This window comes from Streptomyces phyllanthi, assembly GCF_009377205.1.
GTDB classification, from domain to species: Bacteria; Actinomycetota; Actinomycetes; order Streptomycetales; family Streptomycetaceae; genus Streptomyces; species Streptomyces phyllanthi.
Window position 1 is genome coordinate 1 of record NZ_VJZE01000166.1, and the last position, 16,900, is coordinate 16,900.

18 protein-coding genes and 2 pseudogenes are annotated in these 16,900 nt (G+C 72.2%); 15 read left to right on the forward strand and 5 right to left on the reverse strand.

Annotation, left to right across the window (positions count from 1 at the left end):
• A partial coding sequence (locus FNH04_RS22800) for a YidH family protein (protein ID WP_322723567.1) occupies positions 1-387 on the reverse strand: 387 nt, incomplete at its 3' end.
• Between the two features lie 65 nt (positions 388-452).
• Between FNH04_RS22800 and FNH04_RS22805 the strand changes: the two genes are divergently transcribed.
• The gene (locus FNH04_RS22805; protein ID WP_152787120.1) at positions 453-1,070 is read left to right on the forward strand and encodes a hypothetical protein; all 618 of its coding nucleotides are present in this window, start codon (positions 453-455) and stop codon (positions 1,068-1,070) included.
• 78 nt (positions 1,071-1,148) lie between these two features.
• Here FNH04_RS22805 and FNH04_RS22810 read toward each other — a convergent pair whose 3' ends face one another.
• Positions 1,149-1,664 carry an NUDIX hydrolase gene (locus FNH04_RS22810; RefSeq protein WP_152787122.1) on the reverse strand — a complete coding sequence of 172 codons (516 nt, stop codon included), beginning with the start codon at positions 1,662-1,664 and terminating at the stop codon, positions 1,149-1,151.
• A gap of 213 nt (positions 1,665-1,877) precedes the next feature.
• Positions 1,878-2,018 (reverse strand): annotated as a pseudogene (locus FNH04_RS46645) (DMT family transporter); the annotation flags it as partial.
• A 237-nt stretch (positions 2,019-2,255) separates the two neighbouring features.
• Here FNH04_RS46645 and FNH04_RS22815 point away from each other — a divergent pair.
• The 9 genes from FNH04_RS22815 (at position 2,256) to FNH04_RS22855 (ending at position 10,905) form a co-directional block, all read left to right on the forward strand.
• Positions 2,256-3,911 carry an FAD-binding dehydrogenase gene (locus FNH04_RS22815; RefSeq protein WP_152787124.1) on the forward strand — a complete coding sequence of 552 codons (1,656 nt, stop codon included), beginning with the start codon at positions 2,256-2,258 and terminating at the stop codon, positions 3,909-3,911.
• Between the two features lie 132 nt (positions 3,912-4,043).
• On the forward strand, positions 4,044-4,733 hold the full coding sequence (locus FNH04_RS22820) for a molybdopterin-dependent oxidoreductase (protein ID WP_152787149.1): 690 nt from the start codon (positions 4,044-4,046) through the stop codon (positions 4,731-4,733).
• Positions 4,717-5,337: a cytochrome b/b6 domain-containing protein gene (locus FNH04_RS22825; RefSeq protein WP_152787126.1), complete on the forward strand. Its 621-nt coding sequence runs from the start codon at positions 4,717-4,719 to the stop codon at positions 5,335-5,337. Before FNH04_RS22820 ends, FNH04_RS22825 begins: the two co-directional genes overlap by 17 nt.
• Before the next feature lie 283 nt (positions 5,338-5,620).
• Positions 5,621-8,266 (forward strand): LuxR C-terminal-related transcriptional regulator, encoded by a 2,646-nt coding sequence (locus tag FNH04_RS22830; protein WP_152787151.1) that lies wholly within the window; start codon positions 5,621-5,623, stop codon positions 8,264-8,266.
• 41 nt (positions 8,267-8,307) lie between these two features.
• Entirely contained in the window at positions 8,308-8,799 is a 492-nt protein-coding gene (locus tag FNH04_RS22835) for a hypothetical protein (protein WP_152787153.1), read from the forward strand.
• Between the two features lie 141 nt (positions 8,800-8,940).
• Positions 8,941-9,138 carry a hypothetical protein gene (locus FNH04_RS22840; protein ID WP_152787128.1) on the forward strand — a complete coding sequence of 66 codons (198 nt, stop codon included), beginning with the start codon at positions 8,941-8,943 and terminating at the stop codon, positions 9,136-9,138.
• A gap of 6 nt (positions 9,139-9,144) precedes the next feature.
• Positions 9,145-9,795 (forward strand): HdeD family acid-resistance protein, encoded by a 651-nt coding sequence (locus tag FNH04_RS22845; RefSeq protein WP_194236778.1) that lies wholly within the window; start codon positions 9,145-9,147, stop codon positions 9,793-9,795.
• 161 nt (positions 9,796-9,956) lie between these two features.
• Positions 9,957-10,394, forward strand: coding sequence for an SHOCT domain-containing protein (locus FNH04_RS22850; protein ID WP_152787132.1), 438 nt, complete (start codon positions 9,957-9,959; stop codon positions 10,392-10,394).
• Positions 10,395-10,482: 88 nt separating this feature from the next.
• A complete protein-coding gene (locus tag FNH04_RS22855) occupies positions 10,483-10,905 on the forward strand; it encodes a DUF7144 family membrane protein (protein ID WP_152787134.1) in 423 nt (140 codons plus the stop codon).
• Positions 10,906-10,953: 48 nt separating this feature from the next.
• Here FNH04_RS22855 and FNH04_RS22860 read toward each other — a convergent pair whose 3' ends face one another.
• Positions 10,954-11,472, reverse strand: coding sequence for a gluconokinase (locus tag FNH04_RS22860; protein WP_152787136.1), 519 nt, complete (start codon positions 11,470-11,472; stop codon positions 10,954-10,956).
• Between the two features lie 185 nt (positions 11,473-11,657).
• Between FNH04_RS22860 and FNH04_RS22865 the strand changes: the two genes are divergently transcribed.
• Entirely contained in the window at positions 11,658-12,383 is a 726-nt protein-coding gene (locus tag FNH04_RS22865) for a FadR/GntR family transcriptional regulator (protein WP_152787138.1), read from the forward strand.
• Between the two features lie 241 nt (positions 12,384-12,624).
• On the opposite strand, the gene FNH04_RS22870 is transcribed toward FNH04_RS22865, so the two are convergent.
• Positions 12,625-13,047: a YchJ family protein gene (locus FNH04_RS22870; protein ID WP_152787140.1), complete on the reverse strand. Its 423-nt coding sequence runs from the start codon at positions 13,045-13,047 to the stop codon at positions 12,625-12,627.
• Between the two features lie 373 nt (positions 13,048-13,420).
• Here FNH04_RS22870 and FNH04_RS22875 point away from each other — a divergent pair, with 373 nt between their 5' ends.
• From FNH04_RS22875 to FNH04_RS22890, 4 genes and pseudogenes are all read left to right on the forward strand, one after another.
• Positions 13,421-15,283: a phage tail sheath subtilisin-like domain-containing protein gene (locus FNH04_RS22875; RefSeq protein WP_152787142.1), complete on the forward strand. Its 1,863-nt coding sequence runs from the start codon at positions 13,421-13,423 to the stop codon at positions 15,281-15,283.
• Positions 15,284-15,315: 32 nt separating this feature from the next.
• Entirely contained in the window at positions 15,316-15,840 is a 525-nt protein-coding gene (locus tag FNH04_RS22880) for a phage tail protein (RefSeq protein ID WP_004003113.1), read from the forward strand.
• Positions 15,841-15,872: 32 nt separating this feature from the next.
• A complete protein-coding gene (locus tag FNH04_RS22885) occupies positions 15,873-16,610 on the forward strand; it encodes a T4 family baseplate hub assembly chaperone (RefSeq protein ID WP_152787144.1) in 738 nt (245 codons plus the stop codon).
• Positions 16,603-16,900, forward strand: a pseudogene (locus tag FNH04_RS22890) (hypothetical protein); the annotation flags it as partial. The gene FNH04_RS22885 and the pseudogene FNH04_RS22890, both read left to right, overlap by 8 nt.

The window sequence follows — 16,900 nt, forward strand, 5'->3', positions numbered from 1 at the left end:
CTCCCACCCCAGGAGCACCACCGCGACCATGGCGACGGCGACCACGGCCACGGCCAGACTGAGCAGGGCCGGGAACCTTGACAGGGGCAGGTCCTCCCCGCGCCGCATCGCCCGCTCGCACCGCACCCAGTGGTTGACGGCCCGCAGTGAGCACAGCACACCGGCGGCGAGCAGCGCGAGCGCCAGCCCCACCCGCCATCCCCACCGCAGGTCCGGCAGGAACTGGTCCACCGCGAAACCCCCGCCGATCAGGGCGAGCGCGGTCCGCAGCCATGCGAGGAAGGTGCGCTCGTTCGCCAGCGAGAACCGGTAGTCGGGCGTCCCGCCTTCCTCCCGCACCCCCTCAGGGGTGAACCACAACCGGATGTTCCGCACGAATTCGATCACGCCAGGGACCCTATCGGGCCCTGTTCCAGAGTGGGTTGTCAGTGCCCGCGGCTACGGTGCGGTCCATGGAAACCCCCATGTCACTGGCCGGGTACGCGCAGCCCGGGCACGGTATCGCCGCCGCCGAGCACCTGCTCGACCTGCCCGGGTTCTGGCCCGCCTACTACGGACCCGCCTGGGACGGGTTCGCGGCGGACCCCGAGCCGTTCGGCGCCGACACCGCGGACGTCGACGCCGCGGCGGAGGCCCTGTACGACACGACACGGATCTGGCCCGCCTACCGGCTCCCTCTCCGGGACGGCCGGCTCCTGTGGATCGTCCACCGCAACTTCCCGGACGACGCGGGAACGGACTACCTGGTCACCGGGCCCGGCACGGGCGGTCACACGACCCTGGCGTCCAGCGAGGGGCACCACCGGGGACCAGGGCTCTCCTGGCCGGAGCTGACGGCGATCGCCGAATCCGCCCCGCGCGACGAGCAGGGGATACGCGACCCCGATCTCCGGCTGCTCCTGCTGCTCCCCGCGTTCGGGGCCGTGGACGTCCTGTGCGTCGACGAAGCCGCCTCCCGGATCTCCGGGGCGCTCGGGACCGTGGGAGTCCCCCAGGACGTGGCGCCCGCGATGGCGGATCGGTTTCTGGACCGCCCGGTCTGGGTCAGCAGCTCCACACGGTCCGGGTGAGACCCGCGGGCTCGCGCGGCCGCCCGGAGGCGTCAGCCGTGGCCCGGAGTGCCTCGACCCGTGGACCGGCGGTACGCCTCAACCCATGGACCGGTACGCCTTGAAGCGTTCGTACGCCGCCAGGCCGTCCGGCACCCACTCCCACTCGGTCAGCCGGCGCTCCAGCTCGTCCTCCGTCAGGAAGTCGTGCCAGGCGATCTCCTCGGCCTGCGGGTTCACCGGGAGGTCGCAGCGGACCTCGTAGACGGCGGACCACCAGCTGTGGCCGGCGCCGTCGTCGTGCAGGAACTTGAAGAGGTACGTCGGCCGCGGGAGCCCGAAGACGCCGAGTTCCTCCTCGGCCTCGCGGAGTGCGGCGGTGTCGTACGACTCGCCCGCGCCGACGACTCCGCCGACCCACATGTCGTACAGGGACGGGAAGACCAGCTTGGTGGGGGTCCGGCGGTGGACGAAGAGCCGGCCCTCGGCGTCGCGTGCCTGGATGAAGGCGCAGCGGTGGCGCAGGCCCTTCGCGTAGGCCTCACCCCGGGGCGACTGCCCGATGACCCGGTCGTTCTCGTCCACGATGTCGATGATCTCGTCGGCGGCACTCATGGGCTCATCCAAGCAGGCCGGGCGGACGGCTCAGGCGGTCGCGGGCCGGAGGGCCGGAGCCTGCGCCCGCTCGGTCTCCCGCTCCGCCGGTACGGTGCCGCGCGGCACCGCCGGATGCATCCCCAGCAGCACGATGCCGGCGACGATCGCCGAGGAACCCCACCTCGCAGACGATGCCGGCCAGTGGCTGTGCCGCCGTCAGCGCGGGCAGCGAACCCGTACCAGGTCGAGGAGCAGCCTGGGCGAGAGGAAGTCACTGAGCGGGGCGTGCGAGGCGGCCTGCTGCTGGAGCACGTAACCGAAGCCCAGACAGCAGGCGGCGCCGATGGAGAGAATCAGGACGAGAAACGACACGTTGTGCCACCTCGAAGAACGCGGAGATTCCGGCGCATCAGGACAGATCGGGATATCCGTTTCGTCGAACCTGGAGGCACGAGGGCGGACTGTCTGTGCGCTGAGACACATCCGGGCAGTTGACTCCGTCTCCCTCCGTACCGAAAGATCTGATGCCAAGTCGCTGACTGGCCAGTAACAACGTGCTGCCGACGCCGGTCCGCCCTGCCCCGACCTGTTCTCGAGAGGACGTCCCCCATGTCGTACGACGCAGATGTGATCGTGATCGGGGCGGGCCTCGCCGGCCTCGCGGCGACCGCGGAGCTCGTCGACGCCGGCCGCAGCGTGATCCTCCTCGACCAGGAGCCGGAGCAGTCCATGGGAGGGCAGGCCTTCTGGTCCTTCGGCGGCCTCTTCTTCGTGAACTCGCCCGAGCAGCGCCGACTGCGTATCAAGGACAGCCACGCGCTCGCCCTCCAGGACTGGATGGGCACCGCCGCGTTCGACCGTACCGAGGACCACTGGCCGCGCAAGTGGGCCGAGGCGTACGTGGACTTCGCGGCCGGCGAGAAGCGCTCCTGGCTGTACCAGCAGGGCGTCCGCTTCTTCCCGGTGGTCGGCTGGGCCGAGCGCGGTGGCTACGACGCCAACGGGCACGGCAACTCCGTACCCCGCTTCCACATCACCTGGGGGACCGGGCCCGGACTCGTCGAGCCCTTCGAGCGGCGGGTACGCGCCGGGGTGGCCCGCGGGCTCGTCCAGCTCAGGTTCCGGCACCGGGTCACGGGGCTCTCGCGCAGCGCGGGCGCCGTCGACACCGTCTCCGGCGAGATCCTGGAGCCCTCGGACATCCAGCGCGGCCAGGCCAGCAGCCGCACCGTCAGCGGCGCCTTCGAGCTGAAGGCCCAGGCGGTGATCATCACCTCGGGCGGTATCGGCGGCAACCACGACCTCGTCCGCGCCAACTGGCCGAAGCGCCTCGGCACCCCGCCCGAGCGCATGGTCTCCGGCGTGCCCGCGCACGTCGACGGCAAGATGCTCGCCATAGCCGAGCAGACGGGCGCCCACCTCATCAACCGCGACCGCATGTGGCACTACACCGAGGGCATCCACAACTGGAACCCCATCTGGGAGAACCACGGCATCCGCATCCTGCCCGGCCCCTCGTCGCTGTGGCTGGACGCCCGCGGCAAGCGGCTGCCGGTGCCGCTCTTCCCCGGCTTCGACACGCTGGGCACGCTCGAGCACATCATGCGGACCGGGTACGACCACACGTGGTTCGTGCTCGACCAGAAGATCATCGGCAAGGAGTTCGCGCTCTCCGGCTCGGAGCAGAACCCCGACCTCACCGGCAAGTCGATCAAGGACGTCATCGGGCGGGCCCGTGCGGACGTCCCCGGCCCGGTGAAGGCCTTCATGGACAACGGCGTCGACTTCGTCGTGGAGAAGGACCTCGGCTCCCTCGTGCGCGGGATGAACGCGCTCACCAAGGAGCCCCTCATCGACGAGACCGAGCTGCGCCGCGAGATCGTCGCCCGTGACCGCGAGATCGCCAACCCCTTCACCAAGGACCTCCAGGTCATGGCGGTCCGGGGCGCCCGCAGCTACCTCGGCGACAAGCTGATCCGTACCGCCGCCCCGCACCGGATCCTCGACCCCAAGGCGGGGCCGCTGATCGCCGTCCGCCTCAACATCCTCACCCGCAAGACCCTCGGCGGACTGGAGACGGACCTGTCCTCGCGCGTGCTCACCGAGGGCGGCGACCCGCTGGAGGGCGTGTACGCGGCGGGCGAGGCCGCCGGCTTCGGCGGGGGCGGCGTCCACGGCTACCGCTCGCTGGAGGGGACCTTCCTGGGCGGGTGCCTGTTCTCCGGGCGTACGGCGGGCCGCGCGGCGGCGAAGGCCGTGGGATGAGCCTGGGGAAACCCTGACAGGTTCCTTACGGGCACCTGCCGCCGCTGGCCTCATCGGGGTGGCAGGTGTTCGAATCAGTACGTGACCACAGAACAGCACCCGGAGGAACAACCCCAAGGGCGGGGCGTGCCGATGGGCCGCCGCGTCCTGCTGGGCACGCTCGGACTCGGAGCGCTCGGCGTGGTCGCCGCGCCCACGCTCCAGCGGGGCATGGAGTCCTTCCTCGGCGCGGCGGCCGACAAGGACCCCACGGGCCTGACCGGGCTGCTCCCCAACGGCGGCGGCTTCCGCTACTACTCGGTGACCTCGTCCGTCCCCCGCAGGAACGCCACGAACTACCGCCTCACCGTCGACGGCCTGGTCGACCGCCCGGCCACGTACACCCTCGACGAGCTGCGGGCCCTGCCCCAGACGCGGATGGTGCGCGACGTCCAGTGCGTGACGGGCTGGCGGGTGCCGGACACACCGTTCGAGGGCGTACGGCTGTCCCGGCTGCTGGACGCCGCGGGAGTGCGCTCCTCGGCCCGGGCGGTGCGGTTCAAGTGCTTCGACGGGGCGTACACCGAGAGCCTGACCCTGAAGCAGGCCCGCCGCGCGGACGTCCTGGTCGCCCTGCGGATGCAGGACAAGGACCTGAGCCACAGCCACGGCGGCCCGGTCCGCCTCTATGTCGCGCCCATGTACTTCTACAAGTCGGCGAAGTGGCTCTCCGGCATCACCGTCACCGAGAAGGTGGAGCCGGGGTACTGGGAGGAGCGGGGCTACGACGTCGACGCCTGGGTGGGCAGGTCGAACGGACGCGACGATGAGCCCACGAGCTGACGCCCCGGCCCCCTCGGACTCCCGTGTCCGCCGGTTCAGCCGCGCGGAACGCCTGGTGCACCGCGCGACGGCCGCGCTGATGGGCGTGTGCGTGGTGACCGCGGCGTGCCTGTACGTTCCGCAGCTCGCCGAACTCGTCGGCCGCCGCGCCCTGGTGGTCACCCTCCACCAGTGGTCCGGCCTGCTGCTCCCGGTCCCGGTCCTGGCGGGCCTCGCCTCCCGCGCTTTCCGTACGGACCTCACCCACCTCAACCGCTGGGGCCCGCACGACCGCGTCTGGCTCCGCTCGGCCCTGCGCCGCCTGCCCGGCCCCCGGCCGGCCGCCAAGTTCAACGCGGGTCAGAAGATCTACGCGTCCTGGATCGCCGGCGCGACCCTCGTGATGCTCGGCACGGGCCTCATGATGTGGTTCACCCACCTCACCCCTCTGGTCTGGCGCACCAGCGCGACCTTCGTCCACGACTGGCTGGCCCTGACCATCGGCATCGTCCTGGCGGGCCACATCGGGATGGCCCTGGGGGACCCGGAGGCGCGGAAGGGGCTCCGGACGGGCTCGGTGAGCGGCGAGTGGGCCGGGCGGGAGCATCCGCTGTGGCGGCCGTGAGAGCTACGGGGTCCCGCGTGATACGCGCCTGACCAGGCCGAACGGTCCCTGGGGCGCGTGTGGCGCGCGCCCGCGCGGGGAGGCTGGGATGCTGAGTGAGGAAGCGCTGCCCATGACCTGACCCTGACGGACAGTGGCGGTGAGCGCCGTGGCCGAGCCCGAAGAGACCGACGAGCCCGAAGAGACCGACGAGCCCGAAGAGACCGACGAGCCCGAAGAGACCGACGAGACCGACGAGAACGCCTCAGGAGCGGCCGGCACGGCCGTTCCGTACGCCGATCCCCTGGGCGACCCGTTCCTGCGTACCCGGTTCGCCCTGCCGACGAGGCCCGCCACGTTCCTGCGGCGTCAGCGGCTCGTACAGCACCTCGACCAGGCTCTCCGGACGCCGCTGACCCTGGTCAACGGAGCGGCCGGCGCGGGCAAGACCCTGCTGGCCGCCGACTGGGCCGCCGACCGGAGGTCCCGCGCGGGGCAGTCGGTCGCCTGGCTCACCGTCGAGACCGGGGGCCGGCGGCCCGGTGTCTTCTGGGCGTACGTCCTCCAGGCCCTGCGCGCCTGCGGTGCGCTCGCGTCCGGCGCGGTCGCGTCCGGGGGCCCGGCGGACGCGACCCGGGTGGACCGCAGGCTGCTGGCGGCGCTCGCCGCCGAGCTGAACGCCCGTGACCGGCCCGTGGTCGTCGTCCTCGACGAGTACGACCGCGTGACCGCACCGGAGATCGCCGAGCAGCTGGAGTTCGTCCTGCACCACGCCGGGCGGGGCATGCGTCTGGTCCTCGTCACCCGCACCGAACCCCTGCTGCCGCTGCACCGCTACCGGGCCGCTGGCGAGCTGACGGAGATCCGCGCCGCCGAGCTGGCCTTCACCCCCGAGGAGGCCGCCGCGCTGCTGGAGCTGCACGGTCTGAGCCTTCCGGTGCCGGCCGCGCGCACCCTGGTGGACCGTACCCGGGGCTGGGCCGCCGGTCTGCGTCTGTGCGCCCTGGCCGCGCTGGAGAGCGCCGATCCGGAGGTCTATCTGAAGGAGTTCGAGGCGGACCGGAGCACGGTCGCGGACTTCCTGCTGGCCGAGGTGCTCAAGCGGCAGCCGGAGGAGACACAGGACCTCCTGCTGCGGGTCAGCATCCTGGACCGCTTCTGTCCCTCCCTGGCGAACGCGCTGACCGGCCGGACCGATGCCGAGCCCCTCCTTGTCGAGCTGCACCGCGCGAACGCGTTCGTCGAGGACCTCGGGCACGCGTGGTACCGGCTCCACCCGCTGTTCGGGGAGATCCTCAGGGCCCATCTGCGGGTGCGGCTGCCCGGCCTCGAGCCGGAACTCCACCGACGGGCGGCGCGGTGGCTGCGCCGTTCCGGATCCCTGCCGGAGACCCTCGCGCACGGGGCCGCCGCGGGGGACTGGGGGTTCACCGCCGGTGCCCTCGTCGACGACCTGGCCATCGGACAGCTGTTCACCGGTCTGCGCACCGACGATCTCGCCCAGCTGTTCTCCGGGATGTCACCCGAGGACACGGGCCCCGCGACGGATCTCGTCCGGGCGGCCGGCGCCCTGTCCCGGTGCGACCTCGAACGGGGGCTGGCCCATCTGCACCAGGCCGAGGAGAGCCTGAACACCGACGTGCCCGCCGTGTCCGACGCGGCGGCCGCCCGGCTGAGCTGTGCGCTGCTGGAGGCGCTGGCCGCCAGGCTCACCGGTTCACCCGCGCGGGCCGAGAGGGCCGCCGAGCTGGCCGAGGGACTGCGGCAGGAGGTCCCCGCGCATCTCCTGGACAGGCATCCCGAGCTCCTCGCGCTCCTGCTGACCCATCTGGGATCCACGCGCCTGTGGGCCGGGCGCTTCGAGGACGCGCGCGCCGCCCTGTCCGCCGTGGCGGGCACTCCCGGGGGAGCCGCCACCGTGCTCCCCCGGGAGGAGGCGATCGGGTACCTGGCGCTGATCGACTATCTGAACGGCTGGCCCGGCAGGGCCGAGCGCAAGGCGCTGGCCGCGGTGTCCGAGGCGGAACGGTTCAGTCTGCCCGAGCCGTGCGGCTCCGGCCTGGGACGGCTGGTCCTGGCCGCCGTGGCCGTCGACCGCGACGAACTGCGCAGGGCCCAGGCCCTCCTCGACGAGGCGGACCGCCTCGGCCCGGGGACGCGCGACCCGGTGACGGCGGCGGGACGGGCCGTCGCCACGGCTCGTCTCCTGCTGGTACGCGGCGAGGCGCGCGCCGCGGTCGAGGCGGCGGACCCGGGCGTCTTTGCCGCCGTGGTCTCACCCTGGGCGGCGAGCCATGAGGCGCTGGTCGCCTCCGCCGCCCACCTGGCCGAAGGACGGCCGGAGCGCGCCGCCGAGACGCTCCGAGCCGTGTCCGGCGACCAGCCGGCGTGTGCCGTGGAGGCCGCGCGGCTCCAGCTCGCCGCCGGTCATGCCGGGGCGGCGGTCGACCTGCTCGACGGCGTCCGCGCCGGCGGCCGGACCGGTCCGGCGGTGAGCGTTCGGGCGGCGCTGGTCAGGGCCCAGGCCGCGGAGCGGGCGGGGGACACCGCCACCGCCCGCAGACTCGTGGAGCAGGCCCTTCTCGACGCGCGGCGGGAGCGGCTGCGGCGTCCGTTCCTCGACGCCCGCCCGTGGATACGGCCGCTTCTGGCCACGGCACCGCTCCACGAGCTGGCGGCGGGCTGGCTGATGACGCCCGGCCCGCCCGGTCGCGGTCAGCCGCCCGCGACCGGGGAGCGGCCGTCCCCGCTCGTCGCGGCGGAGCTGAGCGGACGCGAGCGGGACGTGCTGGAGCGGCTGGCCCGGATGATGTCGACGGAGGAGATCGCCGGGGACCTCCACGTGTCGGTGAACACGGTGAAGACCCACCTCAAGAGCGTCTACCGGAAGCTGGCGGTCAGCCGTCGCAACGACGCGGTGCGCCGCGCGCGCGACCTCCGGCTGCTGTGAACGGGGAGGCGCCGGTGTCCAGGAGCAGCCCCACCACGGCCATGGCAAGGCGGGCCGAGCGGCGGGCCCACGCGGACTACACCGGCGGCGTCTACGGATCCATGCTCGCGGCCTCGGTGGTGATCGGCGCCGGGCAACTGGGCGAGTTCCCGCGCACGGAGCTGGTGCTGCTGTTGCTGCTCACCGGTGCGGTGTTCTGGATCGCGCATGTACACGCCCAGCTGTTCGGGGCGCGCCTGGCGCAACGGGCCCTGGGCCGCCGGGTCGTCCTGGACGTGTGCCGGGACGAGTGGCCGATCGTCAAGGCCGCCGTCCCGCCGGCCGCCGCGGTGGCCGTCAGCCCCGCCCTGGGCCTGGGCGTGGAGGGCGCCCTCTGGCTGGCGCTCTCCGTGGCCGTCGCCGGGCAGGTGGGCTGGTCCGCGGCCGCGGCACGCCGAGCCGGGGCCACCTGGCGTCTCGTGGCCGTCAGCGCCTCGGTCAACCTGGTGCTCGGCCTGCTGATCGTCTGCTTCGAGGTCGTACTGAAGCACTGACACCGGACAGCTCTTGGGGGGACGGAAGCACCCGCACCCGCCGGGTCACCTGTACCGGGTGAGGTCCGGCGGGGCGCCGGGGCGGACGATCGCAGGGAAGGGCGCCGTCCGCCCGCCCCCGGCTCCGTGGGAGGACAGCTCATGCGCTACGAGATCCGCGTCGACGGACATCTGTCGGAAACGCTGGCCAAGGCCTTTCCGGAGCTGGGCCATGTGGTGATGTCCGGCCAGACCGTTCTCTACGGCCCGGTCGTGGACGAGGCGCACCTGTACGGGCTGCTGGCGCGCTGCCAGTCGCTGGGGCTGCGCGTCGTGGAGATGCGACAGCTGCCGGAGTGAGGAGTCATGATCATGTCGAGTGGTCCGGCGTCGGGTACCGGACCGGAGCAGGCGCCCTACGGCGCGGCCCCCGGTCCCGCGGACATGCTGGCGCGGCTCGGCCGTTCCTGGACCTGGATCCTGGGCGCGGCCGTCGCGACACTGGTGCCGGGCGTCCTGGTCCTGGTCTGGCCGGAGGGGACGCTGCACGTGGTGGCGGTCCTGGTCGGCCTGTACCTGCTGGTGACCGGGGCGTTCCGGTTCGTGGCGGCCTTCGCGGGGGAGGGGCACGGCGAACGGCTTCCGGGGTTGCTCCTGGCCGTGCTGTACGTCCTGGCCGGGGTGCTGTGCCTGCGGAACCCGCTCCAGACCATCGCCGCGCTCTCCCTGATCGTAGGGATCGTGTGGCTCGTCTCGGGCATCCTCACGCTCTACACGGCCATCGCCACCAAGGACATGCCCCACCGCGGCGTGGTCCTGGGCGTCGCGGTGCTCGGCATCGTCGCGGGGATCCTGGTACTCGCGCTGCCGGTCGAGTCGGCGGTGGCCCTGACCCGTCTCCTCGGCATCTGGCTCGTCCTGCTCGGCCTGGCCGAGCTGGCGGTCGCCCTCGCCTGGCGTGCCGCGCTCCGACGGGCGGGCATCACGGGCCCGCAGGGCCCTACCGGGGTGGACTGACACGGCGCCTCCAGTACGGGCGGGAGGCCGACCCCGACCGGAGGCGCCCCCGCGGCTCGCACACTCACCCCCGTCGGGTGAGGCGGGGGCCGGTTGCCGTGGGCACGCTGAAGACGGCAGAGAACGGCTGCCGGGCGAGCGCCCGGAACGGAGGACCCGACATGAGCGCGCAGATGAACCTCGCGTATGACTTTCCGCTGCTGAGCGCCTTCTGGACGATGCTCTGGTTCTTCCTGTGGATCCTGTGGATCATCCTGGTCTTCCGTATCGTCGTCGACATCTTCCGCGACGACGACCTGAGCGGCTGGGCCAAGACCGGCTGGCTGGTGTTCACCATCGTCCTGCCCTTCGTGGGTGTCTTCGTCTACGTGATCGTCCGCGGCAAGGACATGGGCCGCCGCGAAGTGGCGCAGGCGCGCGCACAGCAGGAGGCCTTCGACAGCTACGTCAGGGAGACCGCGGGCGCCAGGGAGAAGCCCAGCAGCGTCGACGAACTCGCCAGGCTGTCCGAGATCCGCGCCCGCGGCGACATCACGGACGAGGAGTTCCGCAGGGCGAAGGAACTGGTCCTGACGGGCCACGGTCCGGCGGAGCGCTGACGCGCCCCGCCACCGCTCCCACCTCCGCCTCCACCCCCAGCTCCGGTCGCTGAGCAGCATGCCGGACGACACGAAACGAGGCAGCACCATGACCACGACTCACACACGGCCGGTGCACACGGCGAGGCAGGAATGGGCAGGCGGCCTGACGGTCTTCGCCGCCGTGATGCTCATGATCGCCGGAGTGCTCGACATCTTCCGGGGCATCATGGGAATCGCCGAGGACGACGTCTTCGTCACGACGGACGACTACGTCTTCCAGTTCGACCTGACGGGCTGGGGCTGGGTCCACCTCATTCTGGGCGCGGTGGCCGTGATCGTCAGCCTCGGGCTGTTCCAGACCGCGATGTGGGCGCGCGTCGCCGGCGTGGCCCTCGCCGGACTCATCATCATCGCCAACTTCCTCTCCCTGCCGTACTACCCGGTCTGGTCGGTCGTGATGATCGCGATCTCGGGCTTCATCATCTGGGCCCTGTGCGTGGTCCGGCGCGACGACTCCCTCACCTCGTAGCAGCACCCACCGCACGGACACGAGACGGGCCGGAGCGTGAAGCGGGGCTCACGCGGAAGGCCCGTCGAGGGTCCCGAGCGCGGCGACGGCCCGCTCCGTGATCTCGTCCGGGGTGCCCGAGACATCGACCGCGACCCCCGGCTCGTCCGCCTGGAGCGGCTGGAGGGTGGCGAACTGCGAGTCCAGCAGCGCCGTCGGCATGAAGTGCCCCTGACGCCGTGCCATACGGCCCTCGATCAGCTCGCGATCACCGCTGAGGTGCAGAAAGACAAGACCGGGCGCGGCGGCCCGCAAGCGGTCCCGATAGCTCCGCTTCAGCGCCGAGCAGCCGGCCACCCCACCGAGCCCGGCCCGTCCGTGCGCCCACGCGCCGACGGCGTCCAGCCACGGCCACCGGTCCCCGTCGTCCAGCGGGACCCCGGCCGACATCTTGGCGATGTTGGCCTCGGGGTGGAAGTCGTCGCCCTCGGCGTACGGAACACCGAGCCGGGCCGCGAGCAGCCGGCCGATCGTGCTCTTGCCCGTCCCTGCCACGCCCATGACCACGACGACATGGGGAGAACGCATCGCCACCTCGCTGTCCTCGCCGGCACCGGAGCCCGATGCCGATTCCGGGCCCGAGACCCACCCGGCGTCTCCGACGCCATCCGGCGTCCCCGCCACTGAATCCCATCAGGTATGACGAATTCAAGGGCCGACGACAATTAAGTCTGACCTTTTGCCGCTGCGGATCCCCTCGTACGCTGACCCCCATGACCACACCGGGCCGGGGTCTGCACGGCCGAGTACTGGACACCCTCGGACCGGCGATCACCGCGGGCGAGTACCCGCCCGGCAGCGTTCTGCGCACCGACGAACTGGCGCAGCGCTTCGAGGTGTCGCGCTCCGTGATGCGCGAGGCGGTGCGGGTCCTGGAGTCCATGCACCTGGTGGAGTCCCGTCGCCGGGTCGGGGTGACCGTGCGCCGGACCGCCGAGTGGAACGTGTACGACCCCCAGGTCATCCGCTGGCGGCTGGCCGGCGCCGACCGTCCGCGCCAGTTGCGCTCGCTCACCGTGCTGCGCTCCGCGATCGAGCCGGCCGCCGCGGGCCTGGCCGCCGGGAACGCCACCGCCGAGCAGTGCGCCGAGCTCACCGAGTGCGCGATCGGGCTGGTGGCCACCTCGCGCGGCCACCGGCTGGAGGAGTACCTGGTCCACGACATCGCCTTCCACCGGACGATCCTCGACGCCTCCGGCAACGAGATGTTCGCCCGCCTCGGCGATGTCGTCGCGGAGGTCCTCGCGGGCCGTACCCATCACGAGGTCATGTTCGAGGACCCCGACCCGGCCGCCGTCACCCTGCACGTCCAGGTCGCCGAGGCCGTCCGCGAGGGCGACGCGGCCCGCGCCGAGCGGCTCACCCGCGAGATCACGGCCGGCGCCCTGAGGGAACTGGACATCCTGGCGCCGGGCGGCCGCCCGAACGGCCGCCGGTGATCTCGGATTGTGCTGGGGGCGGCTGCGGTGATCTCGGGTTGTGCTGAGGGCGGCTGCGGTGATCTCGGGTTGTGCTGAGGGCGGCTGCGGTGATCTCCGGTTGACCTGAGGGGCGGCCGCGGCGACCTCCCGCTGCCCTCCATCGCCCTCCGAGTGCCTTGAGGCGTCTCCCGGGTGCCCTGGGCGACCCCCGGTCGACCGCCGACCTACGGGACCTACGGGACCACGGGACCTACGGGACCTACGGGAGAAAGTCCCCGTCCACGTACGCCCACGCCCCGTCGACCCGCTCGAACCGGCTCCGTTCGTGCAGGGAGCCGCCCCGGTACGAGGCGCGGAAGGTCACGGTCCCCGCGCTGTGGAACGCCGAGCCGTCGGTCGTCTCCAGGACCTCCAGACCGGTCCATCCCGTCCCCGGACCGAAGTCGACCCGCGGGGGCCGCGTTCGCGGATGCCATGTTCGCAGCAGGTACGCCTCGTTCTGCTTCACGAAGGCGCAGTAACGCGAGCGCATCAGCGCCTCGGCGGTCGGCGCCGCCGCCTCACCCTGATGAAACCGGCCACAGCACTTCTCATACGTCTCCGCAAGACCGCAAGGACAGGTGGGCTTGTGTGAAGGCGCGGAAGCGGGGCGGCGCCGGGAATTCGAGGTGCGTCGGGACATGCGCCCCATTCTCCTGCACCATCCCCGGTGGGAAACCTGTGAAGCACCTGTCCCGACACGCGCACATCGTGTGCGAGTCATGTCGGGCGCTCTTCATGGAACCTCCTCCTGGGCTGGCGTGAACCCGACTTGCTCGTGCAACGGTCCGATCAGCAAGGTTGGTCACGCACTTGAGCATCAGGAGTCACAAGCACACTGCTTGACCCGGATGACTGTTCGTCCGGGGCACTGACGGGGGAAAACTGATGCGGAGCACGCGGTCCCGGAGCGCCCATCGCGCCCCGGGAATGCCCCGTGTGCGCCCGACGCACCATCTCCCTCTGCCGCCTCTTGGTGCCTTTCAATCGGTACCTGAGAAGGGATAGGAGGGGGAATGCCGACGAACGCAAGTGCCGCCAGGCCGACGTATCCGGGTGTCTACGTCGAAGAACTTCCCAGCAGTACCCGCACGATCTCCGCCGTGACCACCTCGGTGACCGCCTTCGTCGGTCACACCCGGCGGGGCCCGCTGAACGAGCCGGTGCGCGTCACCGGATTCACCGAGTTCGAGCGCCGGTTCGGGGGCCTGAGCTCGCAGAGCGCCGTCGCCTACGCGGTGCAGCAGTTCTTCGCCAACGGCGGCAACGTGGCCGTGATCGTCCGCGTCGCCAGGGCGGGCAGCGGCAAGGCCGCCTGCGTCGTCCTGGAGTCCACCGAGGGCCACAGCGAGACCCGGGTCCTCGAGGTCCACGCCAAGGAACCCGGGGTGTGGGGCAACGGCCTGCGGGTCGCCGTCGACTACGACACGCCCCAGCCCGACGAGACCTTCAACCTGCGGGTGTACGACGCCAGGGGCGAGGCCCGGGAGAGCTTCACCGGGCTGTCCATGGACACCGGGCACGGCCGCCACGCGCCGACCGTGATCAACGCGGGCTCCCGGCTGATCCGCGTCGAGGCCGTCGGAGAGGGCCGCCCCGACCCGTCCGGCACGGTCTCCAAACCGTTCGGCCACGAGCTGCCGAACCTGGCCGTCGACCTCACCGTCAAGATCGGCGACGTGGAGCGCGAGTTCACGCTCTACGACCCCGACTGCGACGGCGAGGCCCCGTGCAGGGTGGCCGAGCTGGCGCTGCTCCTCGAGCGCAAGCTGCGGGCGCTGCCCGACGCGCCGGGCAAGCACGCCTTCGCGGGCGCCGAGGTCACCGCCTTCGGCCGCCGCCTCCAGGTCGTGGCCGGCTCCACCGACCCCGAGGACGTCGTCCGCTTCCTCGGCGAGTGCGCCAACGACCTGGGCCTGGAGGCCTCGGTCAACCCGCCGGTGTTCCCGCTGGAGGGCGGCGAGGACGGCGAGGCGCCCGGACCGCGCGACCTCATCGGCAGCGAGAGCGGCAAGACCGGTATCCAGGCCCTGCGCGGCGTGGCCGACGTCAACCTGCTGGCCCTGCCCGAGCTCGCGGCGTACGAGTCGACCGAGGACATGCTCACCGTCGTCTCGGCCGCCCAGCGGCTGTGCGCCGAGCGGCGGATCTTCCTGCTGGTCGACGCGCCGGGCACCTGGGTGAGCGTGGACACGGCCCGCGCCGGGCTGGCCGCCTTCGACGCCGTCCGCGGCAACCACGCCGGCCTGTACTTCCCGCACCTCCAGCTCACCGACCCGCTCACCGGGCGGCTGCGCTCCTTCCCGCCCTCCGGCGCGGTCGCGGGCGTCATCGCGCGCACCGACTCCGAGCGCGGCGTGTGGAAGGCCCCGGCCGGCACCGAGGCCCGGCTCGCGGGCGTGCACTCGCTGACCGTCGACCTCACCGACCGCGAGACCGGCCAGCTCAACCCGCTCGGCGTCAACTGCCTGCGCACCTTCCCGCTGACCGGCCCGCTCGTCTGGGGCGCCCGCACGCTTCAGGGCGCCGACGCGCTCGACAGCGAGTGGAAGTACGTCCCCGTACGGCGGCTCGCGCTGCACGTGGAGGAGAGCCTGCAACGCGGCCTGCAGTGGGTCGTGTTCGAGCCCAACGACGAGAGCCTGTGGCAGCAGATCCGCCTCAGCGCCTCCTCGTATCTGCACACGCTGTTCCGCCAGGGCGCCTTCAAGGGCAGCACGCCCCGCGAGGCCTACTTCGTCAAGTGCGACCACGAGACCACCACGGCCGAGGACGTCGAGAACGGCGTCGTGAACGTCCTGGTGGGCATCGCGCCGGTCCGCCCGGCCGAGTTCGTGATCGTCAGGATCCAGCAGACGTCGGGCCAGTTCGCGCTCTAGCGCCCCTGAATTTGGAGAGCTGAAGGAATCCGATGGCTGAGTTCACGGTCAACGCGCATCGCTTCGACCCGTACAAGAACTTCAAGTTCCTGGTCCTGTGGGACGGTCGTACCGTCGCCGGCATCAGCAAGATCAGTCCGCTGAAGCGGACCACGGAGGTCGTCAAGCACCGCCACGGCGGCGACCCCTCCTCCCCGCGCAAGTCCCCGGGCCGCTCGGAGTTCGAGGGCATCACCCTCGAACGCGGGGTCACCCACGACCCCGAGTTCGACCGCTGGGCCAACAAGGTCTGGCAGGTCGGGGCGGGGCTGGGCTCGGAGGTGTCCCTGGCCGACTTCCGCAAGGACATAGTCATCCAGGTCCTCAACGAGGCGGGACAGGTGGCCGTCTCGCACAAGCTCTACCGGACCTGGCCCAGCGAGTACCAGGTGCTCGGCGAGCTGGACGCCAACGCCAACGCGGTGGCCATCCAGTCGCTGAAGCTCGAGTGCGAGGGCTGGGAGCGGGACTACGAGGTTCCCGAGCCGGAGGAGCCGTCGTTCCTCAACCCGGCGTGACATAGGACCGGTTGAGGGAAACGGGGGAGAGCATGGCGATCACGGGGGCAGCCGAACTGCTGGCCACCTGGGAGGCGGGACTCGCCGAGGCGCCGGCCGGGCGCGCGCTGCTGCTGCACAGCACCGCGCGCCCGGACCTGGACGCCGGCACGCTGCCGGTGCTTCCGGTCGGCGAGCGCGAGGTGGACCTGTTCACGCTGCGCCGGGCGCTGTTCGGCGAGCGGATGCAGGTGCGCCTGGAGTGCGGGGCGTGCGGCGAGGACATGGAGTTCGACCTGGACGCCGGGGAGTTCGCGCGGTCGCTGCACCGGCCGGAGGACTCCGCCGTAGCCGTCGTACAGGTGCGGCAGGAGGGCTGGGAGGTCGAGTTCCGGGTGCCCGCCGTCGCCGATCTGACGGCGGCGGCCCGGGACGCCGACCCACGTGCCGCCCTGCTCGCCCGGTGCCTCGTCTCGGCGGTGCGCGACGGCACCGCCGTGGCGGCGGACGAACTGCCCGTACCCGTGCAGCGCCGGATCGCCGAGGCGGTCGAGGCGGCCGACCCGGGCGCCGACGTGACGCTCACCATCGGCTGCCCCGAGTGCGGGCAGGCCACCCGGGCCGAGCTCGACATCGCCTCCTACCTGTGGACCGAACTGGACACCTGGGCCCGGGACGTCCTGCTCGACGTCCATCTGCTCGCCACCGCCTACGGGTGGACCGAGCCGGAGATCCTGGCGCTCAGCCCGCTGCGGCGCCGCTACTACCTGGAGCTGTGTGCGGATGTCTGACTCCCCTCCGGGAAGCCGGCCGGCGGGCTCGCCGGACCCCGACTTCCTCGACCGGCTGATAGCCCGGCACGCGGCCCCGTCCGCCCTCCCGCGCCCGGGCGTCGTCCGGGTGCGGCCCCGGCTGCCCGGACCGTTCGAACGGATCGAGGCCGTACGGACCGGGTCCTCGGAACAGGACGGGCCCGGCCCGCTGCGGCCCTCCGCCGCACTGTCGGCCGTCCCGTCGCCGGACGCGCCCCGCCCGGCGGCCACCGGGCCCCGGACGCACACGGAACGGGAACGGACCGTCG

Excerpts from the sequence above, each read along its gene's own strand:
- FNH04_RS22805 (WP_152787120.1), top strand. The coding sequence starts at position 453 with ATGGAAACCCCCATGTCACTGGCCGGGTACGCGCAGCCCGGGCACGGT.
- FNH04_RS22810 (WP_152787122.1), bottom strand. The coding sequence starts at position 1,664 with ATGAGTGCCGCCGACGAGATCATCGACATCGTGGACGAGAACGACCGG.
- FNH04_RS22815 (WP_152787124.1), top strand. The coding sequence starts at position 2,256 with ATGTCGTACGACGCAGATGTGATCGTGATCGGGGCGGGCCTCGCCGGC.
- FNH04_RS22820 (WP_152787149.1), top strand. The coding sequence starts at position 4,044 with ATGGGCCGCCGCGTCCTGCTGGGCACGCTCGGACTCGGAGCGCTCGGC.
- FNH04_RS22825 (WP_152787126.1), top strand. The coding sequence starts at position 4,717 with ATGAGCCCACGAGCTGACGCCCCGGCCCCCTCGGACTCCCGTGTCCGC.
- FNH04_RS22835 (WP_152787153.1), top strand. The coding sequence starts at position 8,308 with ATGGCAAGGCGGGCCGAGCGGCGGGCCCACGCGGACTACACCGGCGGC.
- FNH04_RS22840 (WP_152787128.1), top strand. The coding sequence starts at position 8,941 with ATGCGCTACGAGATCCGCGTCGACGGACATCTGTCGGAAACGCTGGCC.
- FNH04_RS22845 (WP_194236778.1), top strand. The coding sequence starts at position 9,145 with ATGATCATGTCGAGTGGTCCGGCGTCGGGTACCGGACCGGAGCAGGCG.
- FNH04_RS22850 (WP_152787132.1), top strand. The coding sequence starts at position 9,957 with ATGAGCGCGCAGATGAACCTCGCGTATGACTTTCCGCTGCTGAGCGCC.
- FNH04_RS22855 (WP_152787134.1), top strand. The coding sequence starts at position 10,483 with ATGACCACGACTCACACACGGCCGGTGCACACGGCGAGGCAGGAATGG.
- FNH04_RS22860 (WP_152787136.1), bottom strand. The coding sequence starts at position 11,472 with ATGCGTTCTCCCCATGTCGTCGTGGTCATGGGCGTGGCAGGGACGGGC.
- FNH04_RS22865 (WP_152787138.1), top strand. The coding sequence starts at position 11,658 with ATGACCACACCGGGCCGGGGTCTGCACGGCCGAGTACTGGACACCCTC.
- FNH04_RS22870 (WP_152787140.1), bottom strand. The coding sequence starts at position 13,047 with ATGTCCCGACGCACCTCGAATTCCCGGCGCCGCCCCGCTTCCGCGCCT.
- FNH04_RS22875 (WP_152787142.1), top strand. The coding sequence starts at position 13,421 with ATGCCGACGAACGCAAGTGCCGCCAGGCCGACGTATCCGGGTGTCTAC.
- FNH04_RS22880 (WP_004003113.1), top strand. The coding sequence starts at position 15,316 with ATGGCTGAGTTCACGGTCAACGCGCATCGCTTCGACCCGTACAAGAAC.
- FNH04_RS22885 (WP_152787144.1), top strand. The coding sequence starts at position 15,873 with ATGGCGATCACGGGGGCAGCCGAACTGCTGGCCACCTGGGAGGCGGGA.